General features: G+C 44.2%; 19 protein-coding genes, 3 tRNA genes and 1 pseudogene. 12 read left to right on the plus strand and 11 right to left on the minus strand.

The features are described from left to right. Nucleotides 1-261 precede the first annotated feature (261 nt). Nucleotides 262-3,046, plus strand: a pseudogene (locus tag L4B77_RS08520) (heavy metal translocating P-type ATPase). Then, on the plus strand, nucleotides 3,036-3,476 hold the full coding sequence (locus tag L4B77_RS08525) for a DUF411 domain-containing protein (protein WP_429749775.1): 441 nt from the start codon (nucleotides 3,036-3,038) through the stop codon (nucleotides 3,474-3,476). The pseudogene L4B77_RS08520 and the gene L4B77_RS08525 overlap by 11 nt, the downstream one beginning before the upstream one ends. Before the next feature lie 251 nt (nucleotides 3,477-3,727). Here the strand turns inward: L4B77_RS08525 and L4B77_RS08530 are convergent, their stop codons facing one another. Then, entirely contained in the window at nucleotides 3,728-4,384 is a 657-nt protein-coding gene (locus L4B77_RS08530; RefSeq protein WP_261839107.1) for an oligogalacturonate-specific porin KdgM family protein, read from the minus strand. A 531-nt stretch (nucleotides 4,385-4,915) separates the two neighbouring features. Then, nucleotides 4,916-7,567 (minus strand): beta-N-acetylhexosaminidase, encoded by a 2,652-nt coding sequence (locus L4B77_RS08535; RefSeq protein WP_429749778.1) that lies wholly within the window; start codon nucleotides 7,565-7,567, stop codon nucleotides 4,916-4,918. 402 nt (nucleotides 7,568-7,969) lie between these two features. Between L4B77_RS08535 and L4B77_RS08540 the strand changes: the two genes are divergently transcribed. Further along, complete coding sequence (locus L4B77_RS08540) at nucleotides 7,970-8,851, plus strand: TraB/GumN family protein (protein WP_429749780.1); 882 nt, start codon at nucleotides 7,970-7,972, stop codon at nucleotides 8,849-8,851. Between the two features lie 116 nt (nucleotides 8,852-8,967). Here L4B77_RS08540 and L4B77_RS08545 read toward each other — a convergent pair. Next, nucleotides 8,968-9,044 (minus strand) — tRNA-Pro (locus tag L4B77_RS08545). Between the two features lie 299 nt (nucleotides 9,045-9,343). Between L4B77_RS08545 and smrA the strand changes: the two genes are divergently transcribed. Both smrA and rluF read left to right on the plus strand, forming a co-directional pair. Continuing rightward, a complete protein-coding gene (gene smrA / locus L4B77_RS08550; RefSeq protein WP_429749782.1) occupies nucleotides 9,344-9,925 on the plus strand; it encodes a DNA endonuclease SmrA in 582 nt (193 codons plus the stop codon). Between the two features lie 218 nt (nucleotides 9,926-10,143). Beyond that, the gene (gene rluF, locus L4B77_RS08555; RefSeq protein ID WP_429749784.1) at nucleotides 10,144-11,244 is read left to right on the plus strand and encodes a 23S rRNA pseudouridine(2604) synthase RluF; all 1,101 of its coding nucleotides are present in this window, start codon (nucleotides 10,144-10,146) and stop codon (nucleotides 11,242-11,244) included. 127 nt (nucleotides 11,245-11,371) lie between these two features. Here the strand turns inward: rluF and ybaK are convergent, their stop codons facing one another. The 8 genes from ybaK to hemA all read right to left on the minus strand — a co-directional run bounded on the left by ybaK (nucleotide 11,372) and on the right by hemA (nucleotide 19,563). Beyond that, nucleotides 11,372-11,845, minus strand: a complete 474-nt coding sequence (ybaK, locus tag L4B77_RS08560; protein ID WP_429749786.1) for a Cys-tRNA(Pro) deacylase — start codon at nucleotides 11,843-11,845, stop codon at nucleotides 11,372-11,374. Nucleotides 11,846-11,949: 104 nt separating this feature from the next. Continuing rightward, nucleotides 11,950-13,611, minus strand: a complete 1,662-nt coding sequence (gene ushA / locus L4B77_RS08565; RefSeq protein ID WP_429749788.1) for a bifunctional UDP-sugar hydrolase/5'-nucleotidase UshA — start codon at nucleotides 13,609-13,611, stop codon at nucleotides 11,950-11,952. A gap of 439 nt (nucleotides 13,612-14,050) precedes the next feature. Continuing rightward, nucleotides 14,051-14,902 carry a 3-deoxy-8-phosphooctulonate synthase gene (kdsA, locus tag L4B77_RS08570; RefSeq protein WP_261839100.1) on the minus strand — a complete coding sequence of 284 codons (852 nt, stop codon included), beginning with the start codon at nucleotides 14,900-14,902 and terminating at the stop codon, nucleotides 14,051-14,053. Between the two features lie 25 nt (nucleotides 14,903-14,927). Beyond that, nucleotides 14,928-15,737 carry a SirB1 family protein gene (locus L4B77_RS08575; protein ID WP_261839099.1) on the minus strand — a complete coding sequence of 270 codons (810 nt, stop codon included), beginning with the start codon at nucleotides 15,735-15,737 and terminating at the stop codon, nucleotides 14,928-14,930. Between the two features lie 27 nt (nucleotides 15,738-15,764). Further along, nucleotides 15,765-16,148 carry a SirB2 family protein gene (locus L4B77_RS08580; protein WP_261839098.1) on the minus strand — a complete coding sequence of 128 codons (384 nt, stop codon included), beginning with the start codon at nucleotides 16,146-16,148 and terminating at the stop codon, nucleotides 15,765-15,767. Between the two features lie 160 nt (nucleotides 16,149-16,308). Next, on the minus strand, nucleotides 16,309-17,181 hold the full coding sequence (gene prmC, locus L4B77_RS08585; RefSeq protein ID WP_429749791.1) for a peptide chain release factor N(5)-glutamine methyltransferase: 873 nt from the start codon (nucleotides 17,179-17,181) through the stop codon (nucleotides 16,309-16,311). 5 nt (nucleotides 17,182-17,186) lie between these two features. Beyond that, nucleotides 17,187-18,275 (minus strand): peptide chain release factor 1, encoded by a 1,089-nt coding sequence (gene prfA, locus L4B77_RS08590; protein ID WP_261839096.1) that lies wholly within the window; start codon nucleotides 18,273-18,275, stop codon nucleotides 17,187-17,189. Nucleotides 18,276-18,303: 28 nt separating this feature from the next. Then, entirely contained in the window at nucleotides 18,304-19,563 is a 1,260-nt protein-coding gene (gene hemA / locus L4B77_RS08595; RefSeq protein ID WP_429749793.1) for a glutamyl-tRNA reductase, read from the minus strand. Nucleotides 19,564-19,723: 160 nt separating this feature from the next. Here hemA and lolB point away from each other — a divergent pair, with 160 nt between their 5' ends. From lolB to L4B77_RS08630, 7 genes are all read left to right on the plus strand, one after another. After that, a complete protein-coding gene (gene lolB, locus L4B77_RS08600) occupies nucleotides 19,724-20,371 on the plus strand; it encodes a lipoprotein insertase outer membrane protein LolB (RefSeq protein WP_429749795.1) in 648 nt (215 codons plus the stop codon). Next, the gene (ispE, locus tag L4B77_RS08605; RefSeq protein ID WP_429749797.1) at nucleotides 20,368-21,243 is read left to right on the plus strand and encodes a 4-(cytidine 5'-diphospho)-2-C-methyl-D-erythritol kinase; all 876 of its coding nucleotides are present in this window, start codon (nucleotides 20,368-20,370) and stop codon (nucleotides 21,241-21,243) included. The genes lolB and ispE overlap by 4 nt, the downstream gene beginning before the upstream one ends. 27 nt (nucleotides 21,244-21,270) lie before the next feature. Further along, on the plus strand, nucleotides 21,271-22,215 hold the full coding sequence (locus L4B77_RS08610; RefSeq protein ID WP_004739814.1) for a ribose-phosphate pyrophosphokinase: 945 nt from the start codon (nucleotides 21,271-21,273) through the stop codon (nucleotides 22,213-22,215). 221 nt (nucleotides 22,216-22,436) lie between these two features. Further along, on the plus strand, nucleotides 22,437-23,027 hold the full coding sequence (gene pth, locus L4B77_RS08615) for an aminoacyl-tRNA hydrolase (protein ID WP_004739815.1): 591 nt from the start codon (nucleotides 22,437-22,439) through the stop codon (nucleotides 23,025-23,027). Nucleotides 23,028-23,037: 10 nt separating this feature from the next. Then, nucleotides 23,038-24,129, plus strand: coding sequence for a redox-regulated ATPase YchF (gene ychF, locus L4B77_RS08620; RefSeq protein ID WP_261839092.1), 1,092 nt, complete (start codon nucleotides 23,038-23,040; stop codon nucleotides 24,127-24,129). Nucleotides 24,130-24,409: 280 nt separating this feature from the next. After that, nucleotides 24,410-24,486, plus strand: a tRNA-Met gene (locus tag L4B77_RS08625). A 67-nt stretch (nucleotides 24,487-24,553) separates the two neighbouring features. After that, nucleotides 24,554-24,638 (plus strand) — tRNA-Leu (locus L4B77_RS08630). Nucleotides 24,639-24,670 lie beyond the last annotated feature (32 nt).

Genomic DNA, 24,670 nt, shown 5'->3' on the forward strand with positions numbered 1-24,670 from the left:
CACTAAATTTTGGGCGCTATTTTATCACCAACGTTTAAATCTACAATCAGTAGTGAATGATTAATGCGCTTATCTTGTACGAAAGCCTGTGTAGACAGGTCAAATTCTGCCTCGACCTACAAACCGACAACCGAAACCAGTCGATTCTAGTCATGCTTTTCTTCCACTCTCGCCCATTCCACAAACTTAGCTCCCCCCTTCATAGACCACTAAGACAAAATTCTTGAATTTATGTTTGACCTTACCCTTACAGGAAGGTTTATGTTAGGCATAGATGAGAATTGGAGGTATCGATATGAACCATTACACAACCGCGCTCAACGGCCTAAATTGCATGGGTTGTGCGAAGAAAGTTCGCACATTGTTTGCCGATCTCGACAACACAACGATCAATGATATATCACCGACCTACATCGATATTTCGACTCCATTTAGTTACGCTCAACTCAGCGAGCAATTAACGACTCTGGGTTATAGCATGGGCAATAAGCTGCATTTTTCGCTCTCAGGTCTTAACTGTGGTAAGTGTGTCAACAAACTGACTCAAGCTCTTGAGCAAACCGAACAAGCCTCAAACCTAGCCGTCAGCAAGCATGAATTATCGCTGGTGACCCTGCTTTCAGAATCAGAAGTGATTGAGGTAGTTGAAAGTGTTGGCTATCAGGCAACCTCCGACTCTGCCACGGATGAGCTTTTACCAAGTTCAGATTCAGAAGAAACGAAAAAACCAACGTCAGTAGAACCCAAAGCGGCTAAACCTGCCGCTAGCCAATATACCTATCACCTTGTGATTGAGGGAATGACGTGTGCGAGTTGTGTTTCTTCTGTAGAAAAAGCACTGAAAAAGAACAAGTTCGTTGACCAAGCTCAGATCAACCTGGCAGAACAAACCGCTTTGATTTTTACCTCAAAAACTCGAGACGTCATCGAAAACGCACTAATAGAGTCTGTGAAATCAGCCGGTTATGGTGCCGAGTTTGTTGATGACATGGCAACTCAACAACAAAAACAACAAGAGCAACAATTTCGCACCCAAAAAGCTTTCCTAAAAAATTCCGTTAGCGCGCTGGTTATCGGTGCTCCGTTAATGGCATGGGGCCTATTTGGCGGCAGCATGACCATTACTACATTTAACGAGCAACTGGCTTGGGGCTTGGTTGGTGTCGTTTGTTTCATACTGCTGGCTACCTCAGGTCGTAGTTTCTTCACTAATGCTTGGCAGTCTCTCATGCATAAACGCGCGACCATGGATACTTTGGTCGCCTTAGGTACTGGCGCAGCATGGTTCTATTCTATGCTGGTGGTACTGATTCCATCATGGTTTCCTGAAGCATCCCGTCATGTTTACTTTGAAGCCAGTGCGATGATTATCGGCCTTATCTCTTTAGGGCACTACATTGAAGCTAAGGCCAAAGCGCGGACCACAAAATCGTTACAAGCCCTGATCAACTTACAGCCTCAAAAAGCGGTGGTTATCGTCGATGGCAAAGATCAAACCATCGCCGTAGAAGCGATCCAAGTCGGCATGCAAGTTCGAGTAAAACCCGGAGAAAAAGTACCGGTTGATGGTGTGGTGGTATCGGGGGAATCTTATATCGATGAATCGATGCTGACCGGTGAACCACTGCCCAACGTTAAATCAATTAATGATGGCGTTTCTGCTGGCACCATAAATGGTGATGGTAGCCTGATCATTGAGGCGACAGGGATTGGTTCAAGTACCATGCTGGCTCGAATCATTCAGATGGTACGCCAAGCACAAAGCAGTAAACCGGCGATTGCTAAGCTAGCCGATTCTATCTCAGCTGTTTTCGTTCCGATTGTCGTCACAATCGCAGTCGTTGCCGCCTTAGTTTGGTTTTTTGTGGGGCCGCAACCAAGCGCCAGTTACATGTTAGTGGTATCAACCACCGTACTGATCATCGCTTGTCCTTGTGCATTAGGCCTAGCGACACCGCTTTCGATTACGGTTGGCGTGGGTAAAGCGGCTGAGTTTGGGGTTCTTATTAAAGATGCGGATGTATTACAGTCTGCCAGCAAGATTGATGCGGTTGTGTTTGACAAAACAGGCACGTTAACCCAAGGCAAACCAACCGTCCAACAAGCTTTTTACTCTAATCTAACGGAACAAGAGTTACTGGCTTACGCTTACTCAGTAGAAGTAGGTTCTGAGCACCCACTCGCCAAAGCCGTTTGCCAATATGCAGAGAGTTTGGACATTTCAGCTCTCCCATACCGCCAATTTGAGAACCAACGAGGGCTTGGGGTTCAAGCAACGATTAACGGTAAGAACGTGCAAGTTGGCTCGCTTAAATACCTAGCCCAATTAGGCATTAATACCGACATTGGTGCCGATTTTATCGAGCTTTGCCGCTCGCAAGCATGGACTCCTATTTTCGTCGTGATTGACCAAAAACTGGAAGGCATATTGGGCATTTCAGACGCATTAAAAGTAGACAGCAAACAGGCGATAGCTCAACTGAAATCCGCTGGAATTCACACTGTACTGTTAACAGGCGACAACGACTCTGTAGCTCAAGCAATTGGTCATATCGTGGGTATAGACGAAGTTATCTCGGAAGTGCTTCCGGATCAGAAAGCGCAACACATTGTTCAGCTTCAGCAGCAATATAAGAGTGTCGCTATGGTCGGAGACGGCATTAACGACGCCCCCGCTCTTGCTCAAGCAGATATAGGTATCGCGATGGGCAGTGGCAGTGATGTCGCGATCGAAAGTGCACAAATGACACTCCTTAACTCATCGCCATTATCGGTCAGCAACGCGATCGAGCTATCCCAAACGACGGTGAGAAATATGAAACAAAACCTGTTTGGAGCCTTCATTTACAACTCGCTCGGTATTCCCATCGCGGCCGGTGTGCTTTACCCATTTTTCGGCTTTATGCTTAGTCCTGTCGTGGCAGGTGCGGCAATGGCGATGTCGTCAATTACTGTTGTCAGCAACGCCAATAGGCTGAGATTGTTCAAACCCACTCATTCCAATATCAATAAGAATCACATTCACGAGGTTAACCATGATTCGTAAACTTATGACGCTTACGGCACTCGCTGTTATTTCAGGCCAAGCTTTAGCTACCGATGTTATCAACCATAAATCCCCAAACTGCGGCTGTTGTACACAATGGACAAAGAATATGAGAGATGCTGGTTTTAATGTCACAGAGAAACTCCATAATGACATGAGTCCAATCAAACAAAAAATGGGGATACCATCAGAACTCACCGCCTGCCACACAGCAGAGATCAACGGTTACGTATTTGAAGGTCATATTCCACCAGCAGACGTCAAAGCATTTTTAGATAACCCACCAAGCAACGCGGTTGGCTTAGCCGTTCCGGGTATGCCTACAGGCTCATCAGGTATGGAGTATGGCGATCAAAAAAGCGAGTACTCGGTGTATGCGTTTAATAAGCAAGGTCAGAAGTTTGAGTACCACCACTACAACGGAAAGTAGAGCGCAAAGGAACTGACAACGTCATACTAAAAAAATGAAAATAGAGCCTAGCAAGAAAAACCGGTAGCGGATTTTCTAACTAGGCTCTTTGTCTTGGGCAGTAAAGCAATTTTTTGCGGTACCAACCGGGCTGTTAGTACCGCTATGCTCCTCTCGCTAATTAGCTAAGACGTTATTGAACAAAAAAACGATTTAGCTAAGAAGCTCATTTGGCTAATCATCTTATCGACTAAGTAGCCAAGTGAATCGGCTTAGAAGCCGTAAGAAGCACCGAATACGAATGCGTTGTTTGCATTATCAGCTTGGTTACGGTACTCAAAGTAAGGTTGAACACCTTGGCGAGTCCATGTAGCACGAAGCTCGTGGTCCATTGTGTTGTCAGCATCACTAATAACGTATACGTTGTTGTAGCTTAGAGATAATTCATCATTTACTGCGTAAGCAATGCGGTTATCAAAACGAGTTTGGTCATCGGCTTTGCTGTCTTCCATTGCGTGGTAACGAGTACGGTTACTGATAGAAATACCGTTATCGAAGTTGTAACCAATCTTAACTAGTGGGCGGTACTGAACCGTTTCACCGTTATTCAGTAGGTGGTGGTAACCAATAGCAACCCATAGGTTATCGTTGACGTGGTACATTTGCTCAACACCTAAAGTGATGTATGGCGAGTTCCCGATGTTCTTATCCTGAAGAGCAGCATCATCGTATTTACCAAGTGAAATACCATCGAACTCAGTTAGTAGCGTTGTACCTGAATCAAACGTGTGACCGGCTTCTAGAGTAGAACTCACGTTTGGTTGGAAATCAGAGTGTAATTGAACGTTACCTGTAACGTAAGAAGAACCAGCAAAAGCACTAGAAGCGAAAGCAAGAGAAAGTGCACTTAGAGCGATAATTTTTTTCATAGTAAACTGCCTTAGTTTGATTTTTAGCGGCATATCTTCGGTATATCATACACCTTCACCGCTTGAGTAATTGATAGCCTTCCTGGCATGAAATCTATGTTGCTCGAATTAATTTGCGTTTCAAAATAAAAGTATAAGTAGAGTGATCTCTCTCACTATAAAAAATAAAAGGTTATTTACACGTTAAAAAACAATCACTTAAAAACATAAAAAATCATAAAAAGCTAAATGATAAAAATAACAGATCGAGATCACGTTATTTCATGCTAAAAAAACTGGATTAAGATGGTTCAGTCACACCGAATTTAGAGTTTTTTATGAGAGACTTATTTTTCAATGAGAATAATGAGAAGCGCGTCACTTTTGCGACGAAAGTCACTTTGTGTGCATTGTTGACGATATAAACAAAGACAGTGTCTAGGTATTTCAATTTAAAACAAACACCCAACATGACTGAGACGAAAAAAGCTCCCGCTTTTTATCTAAGTCAGATAAAAGCTAGAGAGCTTTTCTATTAATGTTACTTATTGATTATTTAACCGAAGTCACTCGACTGACTTTCTGTCCACTTTCAGAGATAGAGCGGATGTACGTTTCACCAGAAACCAATGGACGTTGCTGCTCATCATAAGTCAGCCAATGTTCACCATCCGTTGAGTATTGAAGCTCTACACCAGGGAATTGAACGTTCATTGCAAGCTTGCCATCAACCACTTTTGCACCCGGAACTGGCAGTCGGTAATCGATACCCGCCTTTTCAAGCTTAGCCAGCTCACGTTGGCCAACAATATTCGCGAAACGATTAAAGTCGTTGTTTAGAGCCTGCTTATTCACTAAGTCTGTATCTTGAGAGTACTCAACCCCCACTTTGTAGTCATTTTCCCAATCCGCTCGGTGCCATGCACGCTCAGCTGCAGCAAGAACGCGAGGGAACACCATGTATTCATATTGCTCGTCGGTACGTACGGTTTCAGACCAAAGTTGCGCTGATAAACCGTAAAAAGGTTTTGCTTCAATCTCGCCTTTACCAGAGAAACCATTGCCGTCGCGGTCTAATGACGTTTCTGCGTTTTGTGGCATGTTCTCTGGAGCAAAGCCAAACATCTTACGAGTATCGGTTGCACGCGTTGCCCAGTAGTAACCACGCTCTGCGGCATCGACTTCGTATGGCATATCCATGTATACGTAATCTGGGTTAGAAACAATCACGTCATAACCTTTCGCAGACCAGTCGTAAACGGATGAAGTACCGCCCCAGTAAAGAACATCCCAGAAGTTAACGCGCGTACTTTCTGTTGCAAATGCTTGTTCACCTTCGCTGTATTTCAGGCCATCTTGCCACGCTTGGAAGTGTGGAATGCCCTTCTCAGCAACAATCTTAGACACCTCTTCTGCAAAGTGGCTTGGCAGGTGACCGAAATCGCTGACTGTACCGTCAGCAATTAATTTCTGACATTGTGGAGACTGTTGGAATGGTTTGTCTTGCTTAGATAAGTCAATGTTTCCTTTCCATGCCACTTTGTCTTCTGCATCAATATCTTGTAAGCCCGCGCCTAACTTAATGTTTTTCGCTTCATCGCCACCAAAGTGCCAAGTCGTTAGCGGAACGCCCGCTTCTTGGTGCATTGCTGCCACTTCAGAGATCACTTTATCAACAAAGTGAGTCGACGATTCCATACATGGGTTAATGAAGCTTTGCTTATCGTAGAACTGAACCGTGGTCACGTTCGATGTATCTTGTGGATCCATCAGACGGTATTCGTTCGCTTCCGCTTCTTTCCCTTCCGCCATTAGGCGAGTGTAACGTGCTTCCATTGATACCACAGCAGAACGAGCGTGTGCTGGCATATCAATCTCAGGGATAACTTCGATGCTGCGCGCTTTTGCGTAGCTTAAGATCTCGACGTAATCCGCTTTACTAAAGAAACCAGAGCCGAAGTTGTCTGTTGTTGGACCTGAACCTAGCTGAGGCAGTAAACAGCTTTGCTCTTCCAAATCGAAACAACGATTAGACCCCACATCCGTTAGCTCTGGTAAACCTGGGATTTCTAAACGCCAACCTTCATCATCCGTTAAGTGAAGGTGCAGTTTGTTCATCTTGTAGGCTGCCATTTGATCCAGCGTCGCTAGGATGGCATCTTTTGAGTGGAAGTTTCGAGCAACATCCACCATCACACCACGGTAGTCAAAGCGTGGCGCATCTTGGATCGACAGTTGTGGTAATGATTCAGCGTTCTGACTGTCTATTAGGCCAAAAATAGACTGAACTGCGTAGAAAGCGCCTGTTTTATCAAACGCTTTAATTGCAATCCCCTCTTCCGAGATGCTGAGTTCATAAGCGCCAGATTTCGCTAAATCACCCGTAAACTGAGTAGGAACAACAGCGACACTCACAGGTAGGTCGCCACTCACATCTACGTTTACCACATCTGCACGTTCTTCAATTGCTGCGAATTGCTCAGCATCGAATGCGTCTTTAGGTAGGGCAATACCACCAGCAATGCTGACTGAACCTTCACCGGCTTCTACCGACATTGGCGTTGGTAGTAAAGTGGTGGATACGTCTTGCGTTGCTAGATCCGCATTCTTTTCGAAACGCGTAACAGCCGTCGCCATGACGTTGTTGTCATCCGGTGTACGCTTAAGGTTGTTGCCTTCTAAACCGGTTACAAACGACGCGACATCTTCCGTGTTCAATGAAGCGATCATCTTAGGTTCGGCATTTGGCGCTGTTACAAATGCGCCAGGCATAAAGTCGGTTTCAAACAGTTGCCAGTACTCGCTAGTTAGTGGAAGAATCACTTCTTCACCCGCCGCAAAGCCGTCAAATTTTTCTGTTGGTTCTAGCTTGTGTAAGTCACCGGTTACACGAGTGATTTTAAACTGTTCATTATCAACATCTAAGATAAGACGAATGCTGTGGAAGTAGATGGCCCAATCTTTTGAGTCAATCGCTTCACCATCATTAGTTAGCGTCATGTTAACTTTATTGCATGATGCCCACTCTGCGCCTAAGTCCTGACAAGCCATGCCTTCGTTTGCACCGTGGTTGGTCAAGATTTCGTATTGCACATCCAGGTTATCAGCCAGTGCATTCACCACCTTTTGTTCTGGCGCTTGTGTTACCGCACAACCCGCCAAACCCGCCAATACCGCTACCGATAGTAAGTTTCTCTTCAACATCGTATTCACCCATAAATTTAAAAATCGAGTAAGAAGCAAAGTGGAGCGCTTCAAAAGTTAAATAAACTATATGGGCTTATTTTTTGCCGTGAATTAAATTAAGTAAATACAGTGATCGGCTTCAAATCTCAAAAACAGAGATAAAATTAATCAAATAAAAATCAGATAGTTATGCCAAACGACACTTACGTCAGTTTTATTTTGACGTAAAAATTGARAATTGAATCACACTCTTTTTAAAGGATTGAATAAAATCGAGCCGTTAATAGAGRGAAAGGTTTAAGCGCTTGCTTAGGTTGTTATACTTTTCCTACAAACAACGTGACATCGTCCTCAAAAAAAACCGTTAAAAAACGCCGTCAATTTTCTTTTAACGGGTTTATATTCCCTAAGGAGTTTTATTTGCGCGCATTTTTGTCCCTTATGTTACTCACTCTCGCTTGTTCAGCACAGCAAGCGGTCGCTGAGCCTCTTTATTGGCAGGCAAAAAAAGAGGGGGTAACTCTCACTATTTTGGGTTCGGTGCACGTTGGGGACGAGAGTATGTACCCACTTCCTTTAGCAATCACCGACGCACTAAAAAACAGTGATGGGTTAGTGATCGAAACGGACATCAGAAAGTCTGATGGCATCGTGTATCCCCACAATAAACTCACGACTGCCGATGTACTCAATACAGAACAGCTGCAATTATTAACCGACATATCAAAATCACTCGGTATGCCGACGCAACAACTGCTCATCTCACCGCCTTGGGCAACTTCTCTTTCGATACAAATGCAACAGTTAAAGAACCTGGGGTATGGTTCTGCCGACGGTGTTGATGCCTCGCTAGTCCACAAAGCGACCACCCAAGATATTCCGCTGATCAGTTTAGAGCCTCTTCAATTCCAAATCGATCTGATGACAAAACAAAAGGATGACGGTAAGGAGTGGTTAGTCAGCAGCCTCAATGAGTTTGACCAAGCTGATCGTGTGGCTCATTGCCTAATTGAAAGTTGGAAAGCCGGTGATTTAGTCAACCTGTCAGACTTCGCAGAGTTGTCTGAGATGTCACCAGAACTGGAGAAAGCATTCTTAACTGATCGCAATATAGACTGGGCAAACAAACTATCGGCCAATGATTGGAAACTCACCCCAAAAGGAAGCTACTTGGTCGTGGTTGGCGCCTTGCATCTAATTGGAGAAGGCAACCTTTTGCAGCGATTAGAAGAGAAAGGGTTCAATGTTACTCAACAGTCACAAAGCCAACCAGCGCAATGCCAATTTCCCGATCGTAAGTAAACCGTACACAGAAAAAACAAAGCGTTGAGAGACTAGATACCCTGCGATGAAATCTCGCAACGCAAAGAGAAGAAACGAAAAAGGCTCCTCATTTCTGAGGAGCCTTTTTCTTAATATGGTCGGTGAAGAGGGATTCGAACCCCCGACCCTCTGGTCCCAAACCAGATGCGCTACCAAGCTGCGCTATTCACCGAGACATCTAACAAGCTAATTGCCTGTCGATGAAGCGTATAATACGGATTCTAAATTTATCCGCAAGCGCTTTTTCCACTCTTTTTTACAATCATTATCCGTTAGAACAAAAGACGTACAAGATAGAGGCCAATATGCCGAAAAACCGACCGCCATCAATAAATGCCATCTCTTTCTGAAAAGCGTCCTCACGCTTTACACCAGAATAGACTTCTCTCACCACTTCTGTTTTTTCATTTTTAAACCCAACACCAACTTAGGTATACTTAACCAATCCTTCTCCAACTTGAGATAAACACTATGTCTCATGATAACGACTTAGATCTATTCCAAGAAATGATGGGCGATGTCAAACGTATCGACCATGACACCGCTGAGCATCAAAAAGTGCATCGAGTAACCGAGTCTCAACTGGCAAAGCGTGAAGCGGCGATGTGGCTGTCAGAGGATGAAAAAGATTACCTCTCTCTCGACTACGCCCCGATGTTGAAACCTGAAGACGTTATTGAGTATAAAAAAGACGGCATTCAAGAAGGCGTGTATAAAAAGCTGCGCTTAGGTAAGTACCCCATTCAAGCCAAGCTCGATCTCCATCGGAAAACATTAAAAGATGCTCGTAACGAAGTGCTTTCATTTTTACGCCAGTGTCTAAGAATGGATGTTCGCACCGTCATCATTGTTCATGGTAAAGGTGAACGTTCGAACCCACCAGCCATGATGAAAAGCTATGTGGCCAATTGGTTGTCGCAAATTAATGATGTTCAATGTGTTCACTCAGCACAACCCTTTCATGGTGGCACAGGTGCTGTTTATGTCATGCTTAGAAAAAGTAATGACAAAAAACTAGAAAATAGAGAGCGTCACCAAAAGCGAACTCGCTAAACCAGCAAAAACTGAGTAAAAAAGAGGCCATCTTCTTCGAGCATTCTGTTCAGCATATTGATCTGTTAAGCATATTAAACAGCGAAATAGATATTTAGTGCCGAAGCCCACACTAAATGTTAAAATTGCGCCAGTTAACCAATTAAAACGCAAAAGCAACTGTCCATAGTTGCTTTTTGCTTATCTATATTTCCGTTGTGAAACGCTAAGAGAATATCATGTCACAAGAATCCCAAGCTAAACGCCTTAATAAATACATCAGTGAAACTGGTTTTTGTTCACGTCGTGAAGCCGATAAACTGATCGATGCAGGGCGAGTCACTATTAATGGTAAGATCCCGGAGATGGGCACGAAAGTCTTGCCTGGTGATGATGTTGAGATCGACAATAAACCGGTACGTTCAAAAGAGAAGCCGATCTATATTGCCCTCAATAAACCGACGGGCATTACCTGTACAACTGAGCGTGATATTCCTGGCAACATCGTCGACTTCATCGGCCACCACAAACGCATCTTCCCGATTGGTCGCCTAGATAAGCCCTCTGACGGCCTTATCTTCTTGACCAATGACGGCGACATCGTAAACAAAATCCTACGTGCCGGTAATAACCACGAGAAAGAATATGTGGTACGTGTCGATAAGCCGATTACAACGGAGTTCTTGAAGCAAATGGGCGCTGGTGTGCCTATTCTTGATACGGTTACTTTACCCTGTAAAGTAGAGAAAGAGACCAAGTTTTCGTTCCGAATCACATTAACGCAAGGCCTTAACCGCCAAATTCGCCGTATGTGTGAGGCATTGGGTTACGAAGTCTTTAAGTTGCGCCGCGTTCGTATTATGAACATCTCACTAGACGGCATTCCTAACGGGAAATGGCGCTATCTAAGCGACGCAGAGATCACTGAGATCTTGGCGATGTGTGAAGGCTCAGTCAGTACTGAGGATGCGTCAAAAGTGAACGCAAAAGGTCAACGTATTCGTAAAGCGACTGACGCGAAGCTGTTTGACAGCCGTGAAGAGAACCAAACTTCAACAGCGCGCCGCAATCAAAACGAGAACCGCACGCGCACTTACCGCGGTAACAATGCGGATGAATTCCGTCATGCGCCAAACTCGAAGCGTGGCCGTAATTCGTCGAATAATGAAACGGGTGGCAACACCGAAAACTGGAAATCGAACTCTCGTTCAGAGCGTCCAAATTCAGACAAAAACCGTTCAGATCGCAATCGCAACCGTAGCAGCAGTAAGTCAGATTCAAACAGACAAAACAAACCGGCACCCAAGCGTGTTGGCGGTACTTTAGGCCTGAAGAAGTAGTCACCATTCATCCTCAATGTGCAAACACATTTCAGGATTGACACTCGATATAGAAACGCCCACTCGGTTAGCCTAGTGGGCGTTTCTATTTGTCATTCGATAATCTTATCGCCATAACGACGGCAATCTACAAACATAGATCTGCAAACTGGCCGCGAGTCAGCAGTGCTAAGTCTTGTGGGGCTAATTCAATTTCTAGTCCTCGCTTCCCTGCACTCACACATATCGTTTCAAAACTGGTGGCCGTGGAGTGAACAAAGGTCGGTAAGGCTTTCTTCTGACCAAGTGGGCTGATTCCCCCTACCACATAACCCGTGGTTTTCTGTGCCATATCAGGATTCGCCATCTCTGCTTTTTTACCTTTCGCCGCTTTTGCTGCAAGCTTGAGGTTTAGCTTTTGATCGACTGGAATAACGGCCACTGCTAAATCTTTAGCAACACCGTTCAAACAAAATAAAAGTGTTTTGAATACACGTTGAGGATCCTGCCCCAACGCTTCAACCGCTTCTAAGCCATAATTGGTATTATTCGCATCGTGATGATACTGATGCACGGTATGAGGAATTTTCTTTTTCTTGGCAAGATTGATTGCTGGGGTCATAACAAGTCCAAACGATAAATAAACAAAAAGCGACGCCTTAGCGTCGCTTTAGTTAAATTTATCATGGTGCTAGAGTCAATCTACTTTCACACCTATTGATTCAGTTATTTGTAAACAATTTGACCTGAAGGTGCAAATTTATTCACGTCAACAGGGCTGTTCTTTTCTAGGTACTCTTTTAGTACTTCAGCATCCACAAAACCGGTATTCACGTAACCTGGGTTATCCGTTAGTTTAGGATAGCCGTCACCACCTGCCGCGTTGAAACTTGGCACTGTGAAACGGTATGTTTCATCTAAACGAAGCTGCTTACCACCGATGAATACATTCGATACTTTACCGTTTGCGACGGTCATTGAAATGCCAGCAAACTGCGCATAAGCACCAGAGTCAACTGGTTTCGTCGCAACAACATTTAGGTAATCTAGCACTTCTTTACCAGTCATGTCTGTGTAAGTCACGATGTTTGCAAAAGGTTGAACCTTCAGTACATCTTTGTAAGTGACATTGCCAGCTTCGATTGAGTCACGCACACCACCCGAGTTCATCACTGCGAAGTCTGCTTTTGCTCTTTCCATATGAGCGGTTGCGATCAAACGACCTAGATTAGTCTGTTGGAAACGAACGACATCACGATCACCTTCAAGCTTACCGTTTGTTTCTGCAATTTTAACATCTAGCTGTGCTTTACCTTGCTCTTGGAAAGGGCGCAAGAAATTAAGCATCTCTGGGTCTTGCTCGATTTTATCTTGAATCAGCACACGTTCTTTCTTGCCATCAACATTAATGGTTTTCTTAAGGTTAACAGGGACTAGATTGTAGCTCACCATTTTCAACTCACCGTTGCGGAATTCGTAATCAGCACGACCTACATACTTACCCCATTCGTGAGCTTGAACGATATAAGTACCGTTTTGAATATCAGGTTTACATTCATCACCCGGCTTGAAGTTTTTATTTACAACGTTCGGGCCTTCCATACAGACAGGCTCTTGGGAATGACCGCCCACGATCATATCTAGATCGCCTTCATTTAGGTAACGTGCCAGTGCTACATCACCCGGAGCGTTGATGCCACGTTGACCATTTTCGTAGTGACCCATGTGAGTCACAGCAAAAATCAAATCTGGTTTCTCAGTCTCTTTAAGTTCTGCGATCAATTTCTTCGCTTCTTCTTTCGGGTCACGGAAATCGATACCGGCAATAAACTCAGGGTTACCAATTTTTGCTGTATCTTCCGTTGTTAGACCGATAATCGCAATTTTAATACCTTGCTTTTCAATTATCTCGTAAGCTTGGAACTTACGTTTGCCTGTCGCTTTATCGTAAATATTTGCTGACAATACCGGGAAGTTAGCCCAATCAATCTGTTTTTTAAGCACATCTGGGGCATTATCAAACTCGTGGTTACCTAATGCCATCGCATCGTAACCAAGTTTATTCATCCCTTTAAAATCCGGTTCAGCATCCAGCAGATCTGATTCTGGTACACCCGTGTTAATGTCACCACCAGATAAAAGCAATACGCTACCGCCTTCAGCTTTAACTTCTGCGCGAATTTGATCAACAAGCGTTTTACGTGCAGACATGCCGTACTCGCCATATTTGTTCTGCCAGAAACGACCATGATTGTCATTTGTGTGCAGGATAGTAAGCTTGTAAGTTTGGTCTTGCTTCCAATCATGAGTTGATTGAGATGCACACCCAGCAAGTGTCGCTAGGATTGCAGCACTGAGTGCTGTCTTTAGAATAAGGCGTTGCTTCATTGTCATACCTTTGAACTTTTTAGGGGAATCCACTGCTTTTTTATGACCTATTGCGCCCCCTTATTAGAGTGCGAACAATAAGACTTCAACGTGAGTTATTTTAAATTAACATGCTAGATGTAACACGACGATTTCATGTTTCTGTCGAATTGGTCACGCATAGATCACGAGTTGAGTGTAACAAATTTATGAGATTGCACTCAAACTTCCCCTGCATCACAAGCAATCGTTTACCTAGAAAATGTGATGCATATCTATAATTTTCGATTAACAAGACAGGCGTCACACTCATATGTTCAACTCAGTAGATATTAAATGCTTCAATTACAACCCGTTAAATCCAAAAAACGAACTCAGCACTCTCTTTAAGATAAAAAAACGCCCACTTCTAAAAGTAGGCGTTTATGGTTTTGATCAGTGTTAAATAACCGTCTTCGGATTACTTTATATCAATGTGCTCGAAGCCTTTAATAAGGTCATCAAGCGCTTTCATTTGCTTCAAGAACGGCTCTAGTTTATCTAGAGGTAGGGCCGACGGACCATCACAACGCGCTTGATCAGGGTTTGGATGCGCCTCAAGAAACAGACCAGCAACACCAGTAGCAAGGCCCGCTTTAGCAAGTTCAACCGTTTGCTCACGACGACCACCAGATGCAGCACCTGATGGGTCACGCATTTGCAGCGCGTGTGTCACATCAAAAATGATTGGACTGCCGTTTGATACTTTTTTCATGACACCAAAACCCAGCATATCAACAACGAGGTTGTCATAACCCATGCAAGAGCCACGTTCACAAAGAATGATATTTTCGTTGCCACATTCCGCAAATTTATCAACGATATTACCCACTTGATCAGGGCTCATGAACTGAGGCTTCTTCACATTGATAACCGAACCTGTCTTAGCCATCGCTTCGACAAGGTCAGTTTGACGAGCAAGGAAGGCAGGAAGTTGGATGACATCAACCACATCAGCAACAGGCTGAGCTTGTGCTTCAGTGTGAATATCAGTGATGATCTTCACGCCAAATGTATCTTTCAGCTCTTGGAAGATTTTAAGACCTTCCTCCATACCTGGACCACGGTATGAATGAACAGAGCTGCGGTTCGCTTTGTCAAAAGACGCCTTAAATACATAAGGGATACCCAACTTCTCTGTTACCTTCACGTAGTGCTCACAGATCTGCATTGCAAGATCGCGAGATTCAAGAACATTCATGCCTGCAAATAGCGTAAATGGCTTGTCGTTAGCAATTGGCATATCGCCAATATAAACTGTCTTCTGTTCCATGATATTCTCTCTAAATAATTACGGATTAGTGAACAACCACGGTCTTTTCGTTCATGGCGTTCACTTGAGATTTCAATAACTCAGATGCCGGGTCATTTGGACACTGAGCGATAAAATATTGATAATCGGCTACAGCAACCTGATGACAATCCAATTGTTGATAAATAAAACCACGATCGCGGATTTCATAAGGATCATCGGGGACAAATGTTAAAGCAAGATCTGTGCACTTTAACGCCAGCGTATAATGCTCTTCCCGCAGCAGTGCACTTTTGATTAACGCTAACCACTTCCCAATAATTGTTGGGTGGTCGGCAACTTTCAAATGATCGCTTTTTAGTTTCGCGAGTGGTCCATTATGACCAATAAGCCATGCTCGCAACGTTTGCTCACCGACATACTCACCATTGTAAGGGTTAATATAGACCGGAGTTTGACCATACCAACTGATCTTAAGGAGAAACTGAGTCGGAAAAGAGACTCCCTCAACAGGAAACCCTAGCTTGCGACCCAGAAAAAGAAAGATAGCTCCAAGACTTACCGGAATCCCTTTCTTTCTCTCAAGCACTTTATCGAGAAATGCGTTCTCCGAAGAGAAGTATGCGTCTTTATCTCCAGCAAAACCCCACTCATAGAAAAACAGTCGGATAAAAGATTCAAACTTTTGCTGTTCATTGGTTTCATCCACCAAAGTCAACTCAGCTTCTTTTAACAACCTTGCTAGCTCTTGCTCAGCCCAACGATCTTGAGTCTCTGGATTAATCGCTTTGTTTAAGATCAATGCACCTTCCGCTAATTCTAGCTGGTCAAAGTCTTCATCAAAAAATTCGTACATAGATAGTTAACCGAAATAAGGAGGTCATTAACCGAAAAATGTGGGTGTTTTCGTCATCGCGATTTTTCCAGCCATCACTAACCAACCTAGAGCTCCGAAAAATGAGAACACTCTCAATAACTTGTTCTGACCTAATTTAAGCGCGAAGAAACCTAATGCGATGTAAGCCATTACACAGGTCAGTTTTTCTGTTAACCAGGGAGCAGCAGGGGTAAACGGAATAAAGCCCGTCATAAAAATTAAACCAATACCCGATAACAGCAGTAACGAGTCATTAATATGAGGAAAACGCTGTAAGAAAGGGTGTTTCAGCATCGGTGAATTCGCCATCATCAGAGCGAAACGAATCGAAAGCAGTAGCGCGCTTAGAGCTATCGTTAATAGGTGAAAATGTTTTAAACCTTCGTACATGGTATTCCTTTATATTTTTATATGTGCATTCGTTAACACGAACCAAACAATACCCGTTAATGCCCTGTATTTCTGCGTTAAATGCATTATCGAGCTAAATGTATCAAATTCGTCCAAACCGATTCTCTATTGACCCTATCAGCCAGTAGAAAAGAACAAGCTAGAAGTCGTAACGACCCAATGTCACCCGGTCATTACCACCGTAGTCTTTCTCTGTCACAATATCGACATAACCCAGTGTCTGCATGATTTCACGTACCGCCAAACCTTGGTCATAGCCGTGTTCAAATGCCAACCAACCTTCGTTTTCTAAAAAACTTCGTGCGTTTTCAGCAATGTACCGAATATCAGCTAAACCTTTCTCTTCTGCAACTAACGCTGTAATCGGTTCAAAACGCACATCACCTTGAGATAAATGAGGATCATTTTTTTCAATGTAAGGTGGATTAGAGACGATCAAAGAGAACTTAACATCGCTCACTTCAGAATGCTCTGAAATTAAAGGCTCAAACCAACTGCCATGCAAAAATGTGGCATTCGTAATATTTAGCCGCTGCGCGTTTTCTATCGCGATTTCTTGTGCTTCAGGGCGAAGATCAATCCCTGTCACTTGTCGGTTCGGCAGCTCCGACGCCAGTGCCAAAGCAATCGCACCGGTACCAGTCCCTAAATCGAGAATCGCCCCTTGTTTGCCATACGTTTTGTCTAACACCACTTCAACTAAACGCTCGGTATCGGGCCGCGGGATCAATGTCGCAGGAGAGACTTTTAACGGCAATGACCAAAACTCACGTTCACCCACAATATAAGCAACAGGCTCCCCCGTTAGACGGCGCTTTAGAAGGGCATTAAATTCAGACTCTTGCTCTAAAGATAGATGCTTTTCAGGCCAAGTCAGCAGGTAAGACCTTGGTTTATCTAAAACATGGCAAAGCAGCACCGCAGCATCAATCGAGGGTGATGTATTTTCACCCTCTTGTAGTTGTGCGATTGCTGACTTTAACGCATTTTCAAGCGTATATACCGACTGCATGGTCATTAATGTTGTTCGGCAAGTGCCGCGAGTTGGTCAGCTTGGTGCTCTTGTAGAACAGGATCAAGCAGACTCTGCATATCACCTTCCAATACTTCATTCAAACGATAGATCGTGAGGTTAATTCGGTGATCAGAAACACGACCTTGTGGGTAGTTGTAGGTACGAATACGGTCACTACGGTCACCAGAACCGAGTAGGTTTCGACGTGTATCTGAAATCGCAGCAGCACGACGCTCCTCTTCAGCTTGAACGATACGAGCCGCGAGAACAGCCATCGCTTTCGCTTTATTTTTATGCTGAGAACGCTCATCTTGACACTCGACTACCGTACCAGTAGGTAAGTGCGTAATACGAATAGCTGAATCCGTGGTGTTAACGTGCTGACCACCCGCGCCAGATGCACGGAAAGTATCAATTTTCAGATCGCCCGCTTTAATTTCTGGTAGATCCGCTTCAGGGATCTCTGGCATCACTGCAACCGTACACGCTGACGTATGAACTCGACCTTGAGATTCAGTCTCCGGTACACGTTGCACACGGTGACCGCCAGACTCAAACTTCATGGTACCGTAAACACTGTCGCCACTGATTTTAGCGATCATCTCTTTAAAGCCGCCCTGCTCTGAAACATTGCTGCTCATCACTTCGACGCGCCAGCCTTTTTTCTCAGCAAATTTAGAGTACATACGGAAAAGGTTACCCGCAAAGATACCCGCTTCATCACCACCCGCACCGGCACGAATCTCTAAGAAACAGTTACGTTCATCGTTTGGATCTTTTGGAATAAGAAGAATTTGTAGCTCATCAGTCAGACGTTCAATGTTCGCTTTCGCATCTTTGATTTCTTCTTGAGCCATTTCACGCATCTCTGCGTCGTCTTCATTTGCCATCTCTTCAGCAGCTTCTAAATCTTCTTGAGCTTGCTGGTATGATTTAAAGCATCCCGTCACCTCTTCTAATTGAGAATACTCTTTTGACAAGGCACGGAATTTGTCTTGATTCCCAAGTACATCGGGATCACCAAGTAGATGTTGAACTTCTTCATAGCGTTCAACCAGTGTTTCAAGCTTTGTTAGAATCGAGGCTTTCATAATGTCTTATCTTAATAGGGGTCGTATATTATTGAGGGTTTTCTAGTCCCAAACTCTGTCTAATGACCGTTAATTTTGCAGGTTCTCCTTGCTCTGCGGCACTTTGAAGTGCACGCGTTGGAGCATGGATCAATTTGTTTGTGAGCTTATTGCTTAGTTCAAGTAAGACTTTTTCAGGGTCACCGCCAGCGGCAAGTGATTGCAAACTCTTACTCAATAATTCTTCTCGGATTTCATTGGCCGATTTACGATAGTCACGGATACTGTCAACGGCTTCTAGCGATCGCATCCAACTCATGAACGCGGAACTTTCCTCACTGACTATCGCTTCGGCTTGAATCGCTTCAACTTTACGTTGCTCAATATTACCATCAACAATCGATTGCAGATCATCGACTGAGTATAGGTACGCGTCGTTCAACTTACCGACCTCAGACTCTACGTCGCGTGGAACGGCAATATCAACCAACAACATGGGTTGGTGCTTTCTTCTTTCGAGCGCACTCTCGACCATCCCTTTACCAATAATAGGCAGCGGACTTGCGGTGGAGCTGATCACGATATCCGCTCTATGCAGATGGTCGGGAATTTCATTCAAGCTGATCACTTCAGCCCCAAACTCTTCAGCAAGACCCAAAGCTCGTTCACGAGTTCGGTTGGCCACTATCATTTTGGCACAACCATTCGCAGAAAGATGCTTTGACACCAACTCAATCGTCTCACCCGCACCAACCAGTAACACCGTCAACTCTGTAATAGATTCAAAAATGTGCTTAGCTAACGTACAAGCAGCATAGGCCACAGAAACCGCACTACCGCCGATTTCCGTTTCAGTTCGAACACGTTTTGCTACAGAGAATGATTTTTGGAACAGCTTTTCCATGGAAGCATCCACAGATTGGTTCTCCCGCGAATCCATATAAGCTTGCTTTACTTGGCCTAAGATTTGCGGTTCACCTAAAACCAGTGAGTCTAACCCACAAGCAACGCGCATTAAGTGTTTAATCGCAGCTTGCTCTTCATGGATATAAATACTCGGTTTTAATTCTTCCGGGTTAATTTGATGAAATTCAGACAACCAATCAATGAGCTGATTTTTTGCTACGCCTTTGACGTCACAATAAATTTCAGTGCGATTACAGGTTGAAAGTATGACACTTCCATTCACGTGTGCATTTGCGTTAAGTTGCTTAAGTGCCTCAGACAATTTGTCTGGACCAAAAGCAACTTTTTCTCGCAATTCAACCGACGCTGTATTGTGATTGATACCTACGGCAAGCAAAGACATGTATCAGAAGTTCTCGATCAAGGAATGGAAACAAGAGGCGAATTTTACTTGATGCATGACTCTATTTAAAGAGCAAGCGGGATTTGTTTTCCTGACTTCGTGAATTCAATGCTATAGTTGAAGCGTTTTTTAGATAAATTTGAACAAGTTGTGAGCAAATATGAGCAAGCTTCGCAAAATCACGTTTCTTCTTTTTATGACCATAATCATGGTGGGTTGCTCGTCTATCCCAGAACAACCCACCAGTGTTGAGTGGCAAAGTTACCAAAATCAGCTTCTACAGATAGAAAGCTACCAAGCCTCTGGCAAACTCGCTTATATCTCCCCAGCACAACGCCAAAGCCTTAACTTCATTTGGAAACACTCATCGAACCAGAGCCAATTGAGGTTAACAACCTTTCTTGGTCAAACCGCATTGAACCTAACCATTAACTCATCAGGCGCTAAAGTCGTGACCTATGATGATCGAGTGTTTACCGACGCCAGTGCTACCGTTCTGGTTGAGCAACTGACAGGTTTACTGATCCCAATTGATCATTTGCCACAATGGTTCCTTGGTATCCCAGAGCAAGCTGATGCTTACCAATTAAACGACTCTAATACGCTTGAATCACTCTCTAAGCAGGTCGATAATCAGCTATGGACTCTACATTTTGATCGCTATCAAAATACGGAGATACCAAGGTCACAACGCTCTGATGAAGGCAATGCAAGTGCAGAGATCATTCCCCTCCCGACTCGATTAGCCTTCAAGCAAGACCAGAACAAAATCAACATTATCGTTTCCAAGTGGACACTGAACAAATGATTACTACGCCAACACTCTGGCCCTCCCCTGCCAAGCTGAATCTATTTCTTTACATCACAGGCCGACGTGATAATGGCTATCACGAGCTTCAAACTCTGTTCCAGTTTGTCGACTTTGGCGATGAACTGACGGTGACGGCGAATAAAGCATCGAATTCAATTACGATAACGCCCGAAATTCCTAACGTAGCACTAGAAGATAACCTTATCTGGAAAGCTGCTACAGCGCTACAGCACTACACTTCAACATCGTTTGGTGCCGATATTGAACTCAAGAAAGTCTTACCCATGGGAGGCGGCATTGGTGGCGGCTCTTCAAATGCAGCTACAGTGCTAGTTGCCCTAAATCATTTATGGCAACTCGATCTATCAGAGGACCAATTGGCGGAAATAGGATTAACGCTTGGTGCTGACGTACCGGTGTTTGTTAGAGGACACGCCGCTTTTGCTGAAGGGGTTGGCGAACAGTTATCATTGGCGACTCCAGACGAAAAATGGTACCTCGTCGTCAAACCACAAGTGAGCATAGCAACTGTCGACATATTCACACATCCAGAATTAACTCGAAATACGCCAAAACGCGCACTATCAACACTTCTCGAGCAGGAATACGTAAACGATTGCGAAAAAATTGTACGAATGCTGTACCCAGAGGTTGATAAGCAACTTTCATGGCTGCTACAATACGCGCCGTCGAGATTGACTGGTACGGGTTCATGCGTTTTTGCTGAATTTAGCAATAAACAAGAAGCCGAATCATTACTAGAACAACTGCCTGACACAGTTTCCGCGTTTATCGCGAAAGGACGAAACGTTTCGCCTTTAAAAGAAACTCTGGCTGAATACCAATCAGCCCACCCACAATCTATTTAAAACTGGACGCAACCCGAGGTTTCCACCGTGCCTGATATGAAGCTATTTGCTGGTAACGCAACACCTGAACTAGCCCAACGTATTGCTGACCGTCTATACATCTCTCTTGGCGATGCTACTGTAGACCGTTTTTCTGATGGCGAAGTCGCTGTTCAAATCAATGAAAACGTTCGTGGTAGCGATGTATTCCTGATTCAATCAACTTGTGCACCAACCAATGACAACCTTATGGAATTGGTGGTAATGATTGACGCAATGCGCCGTGCTTCTGCTGGCCGTATTACTGCTGTAATCCCTTACTTCGGTTATGCCCGTCAAGATCGTCGTGTACGTTCTGCTCGTGTGCCAATCACTGCAAAAGTTGTTGCTGATTTCCTTTCTAACGTTGGCGTTGACCGCGTTCTTACTATCGACCTACACGCAGAGCAAATCCAAGGCTTCTTCGATGTACCTGTTGATAACATCTTCGGTACACCCGTTCTTCTAGAAGATATGGCGAACCGTGGCCTAGAAAACCCAGTCGTGGTTTCTCCAGACCTTGGTGGTGTTGTACGTGCTCGTGCAACGGCTAAAGCGCTAGGGGATGTTGACATCGCTATCGTTGATAAGCGTCGTCCACGTGCTAACGTTTCTGAAGTAATGAACCTAATCGGTGATGTTGAAGGCCGTGACTGTGTTATCGTTGATGACATGATCGATACGGGCGGCACACTATGTAAAGCTGCTGAAGCGCTTAAAGAGCGCGGTGCTAAGCGTGTATTCGCTTACGCAACTCACGCGGTTTTCTCTGGTACTGCTGCGAACAACATCAAGAACTCTGTTCTAGACCAAGTGATCGTAACGGATTCTATCTCTCTATCTCCAGAGATGGCTGCGACGGGTAAAGTGACAACACTTAGCCTTTCTCGCATGCTTGCTGAAGCGATTCGTCGTATCAGCAACGAAGAATCAATCTCAGCGATGTTCAACTAATCAAAGCCTTTTTATTTTTTACAAAAGCTTAGTTTTAGAAACGCGTTAGAGAAAGACATTAAGCACTTCATTCAATGAAGTGCTTTTTTTATGTCTAAGTCATATTGCATTGCTAATTATCACAAGCAGGAATAATCGCGTCGCTATCAGCTAGCTCGCACCTTTTTCATAAACTGTGATATCATACGGCGCTTTTTGAAATCCCAAGAGAGATCCATACCTTGAGCCAACAAATAAAACTTCTCGTTGGACTGGCTAATCCAGGTCCAGAATACGCCAAAACTCGCCACAATGCGGGGGCTTGGGTCGTGGAAGAATTAGCACGTGTACATAACGTAACGCTGAAGAACGAACCAAAGTTCTTTGGCCTAACGGGTCGTATCATGGTTCACGGTGAAGATCTTCGTTTGCTGATCCCAACGACTTTTATGAACTTGTCAGGCAAAGCCGTTGCAGCCTTAGCAAAGTTCTACCAAATTAAACCAGAAGAGATCATGGTCGCTCACGATGAGTTAGATCTACCTCCTGGTATTGGAAAGTTTAAAAAAGGGGGGGGTCATGGTGGACACAATGGTCTGAAAGACATCATCAGCAAGCAGGGTAACAATAAAGAATTCTATCGTCTTAGATTAGGCATCGGCCATCCAGGACACAAAGATAAAGTTGCAGGTTATGTATTAGGCAAAGCTCCTCAAAAAGAGCAAGAGTGTATCGAGGCCGTCGTTGACGAATCGGTTCGCAGCCTAGACATCTTATTAAAAGATGGCCTACCAAAAGCACAAAATCGCTTACATACGTTCAAAGCAGAATAAGGTTTATATCATGGGTTTTAAATGTGGCATCGTTGGTCTACCAAACGTTGGTAAGTCAACTCTGTTTAACGCACTGACTAAAGCAGGCATCGAAGCAGCAAACTTTCCATTTTGTACGATCGAACCAAACACAGGTATCGTTCCGGTTCCCGATCTACGCTTAGATGCATTAGCAAAAATTGTTAATCCACAGAAGATCCTTCCAACGACAATGGAATTCGTAGATATCGCAGGCCTCGTTGCTGGCGCATCTAAAGGTGAAGGTCTTGGTAACAAATTCCTAGCTAACATCCGCGAAACTGACGCTATCGGTCACGTTGTACGCTGCTTTGAAAATGAAAACATTGTCCACGTTGCGGGTAAAGTCTCTCCAATCGAAGATATCGAGGTGATCAACCTTGAACTTGCACTGGCTGATTTAGACAGCTGTGAACGTGCAATTCAACGTAACGCGAAGAAAGCAAAAGGCGGCGACAAAGACGCTAAATTCGAAATCACCGTACTAGAAAAACTCCTTCCAGTGCTCACTGAAGGTGGTATGGCGCGTACTGTTGAACTCAGCAAAGAAGAAGCGGCAGCAATCGGCTACCTAAACTTCCTAACGCTTAAGCCAACAATGTACATCGCAAACGTAGCGGAAGACGGTTTCGAAAATAACCCTTACTTAGATGCTGTTCGTGAATACGCTGAAAACGAAAACAACGTAGTTGTTGCCGTTTGTGCAGCTATCGAATCTGAACTGTCTGAGCTTGATGACGAAGACCGCGAAGAGTTCCTAGCAGATATGGGGATCGAAGAACCAGGTCTTAACCGAGTGATCCGCTCTGGTTACGAACTACTGACTCTTCAAACTTACTTCACTGCTGGTGTTAAAGAAGTTCGCGCTTGGACCATCCCTGTAGGTGCAACAGCACCACAAGCCGCGGGTAAGATCCACACCGACTTCGAGAAAGGTTTCATCCGAGCTGAAGTCGTTGGCTTTGATCATTTCATCGAATTTAACGGTGAAAGCGGCGCTAAAGAAGCCGGGAAATGGCGTCTTGAAGGTAAGGAATACATCGTTAAAGATGGTGACGTTGTTCACTTCCGCTTCAACGTATAATTCTGATTAAACATCTAATAAAAAGGCCAGTGAATTCACTGGCCTTTTTGTTTTTCCCCTATCCCAACAATCTCGTATCAGAAGCTTAACTTCCTCTATATATCGTCTTTTAGGTCTGTTTTTTGTCGACAAATACGTCTCTTTGCCTAAAAAGAAACCGAACAGATGTTTATTCGTGATTTATTCAAAAAAAAAGTTGACGGGTTTCGCTCAACTCCGCATAATGCGCCCCGTTCACAACGAAGCTGAGAGGCTTTGAAATGAACCACAATTTGGAAATGGCTACTTAGCTCAGTTGGTTAGAGCACATCACTCATAATGATGGGGTCGCAGGTTCAAATCCCGCAGTAGCCACCATTTCCTAAGCACTCTGTTTGTGGTTAGATAGATTGTCTTAACAATAAAGAGTTTTTAGGAAAATAAAGCGGTCGTGGCGGAATTGGTAGACGCACCAGATTTAGGTTCTGGCGCCGAGAGGTGTGAGAGTTCAAGTCTCTCCGACCGCACCATTATTTAGATGTCTTAATTGATATCATTGTTG

This window comes from Vibrio minamisatsumaniensis (assembly GCF_050337445.1).
Lineage (GTDB): Bacteria > Pseudomonadota > Gammaproteobacteria > Enterobacterales > Vibrionaceae > Vibrio > Vibrio artabrorum.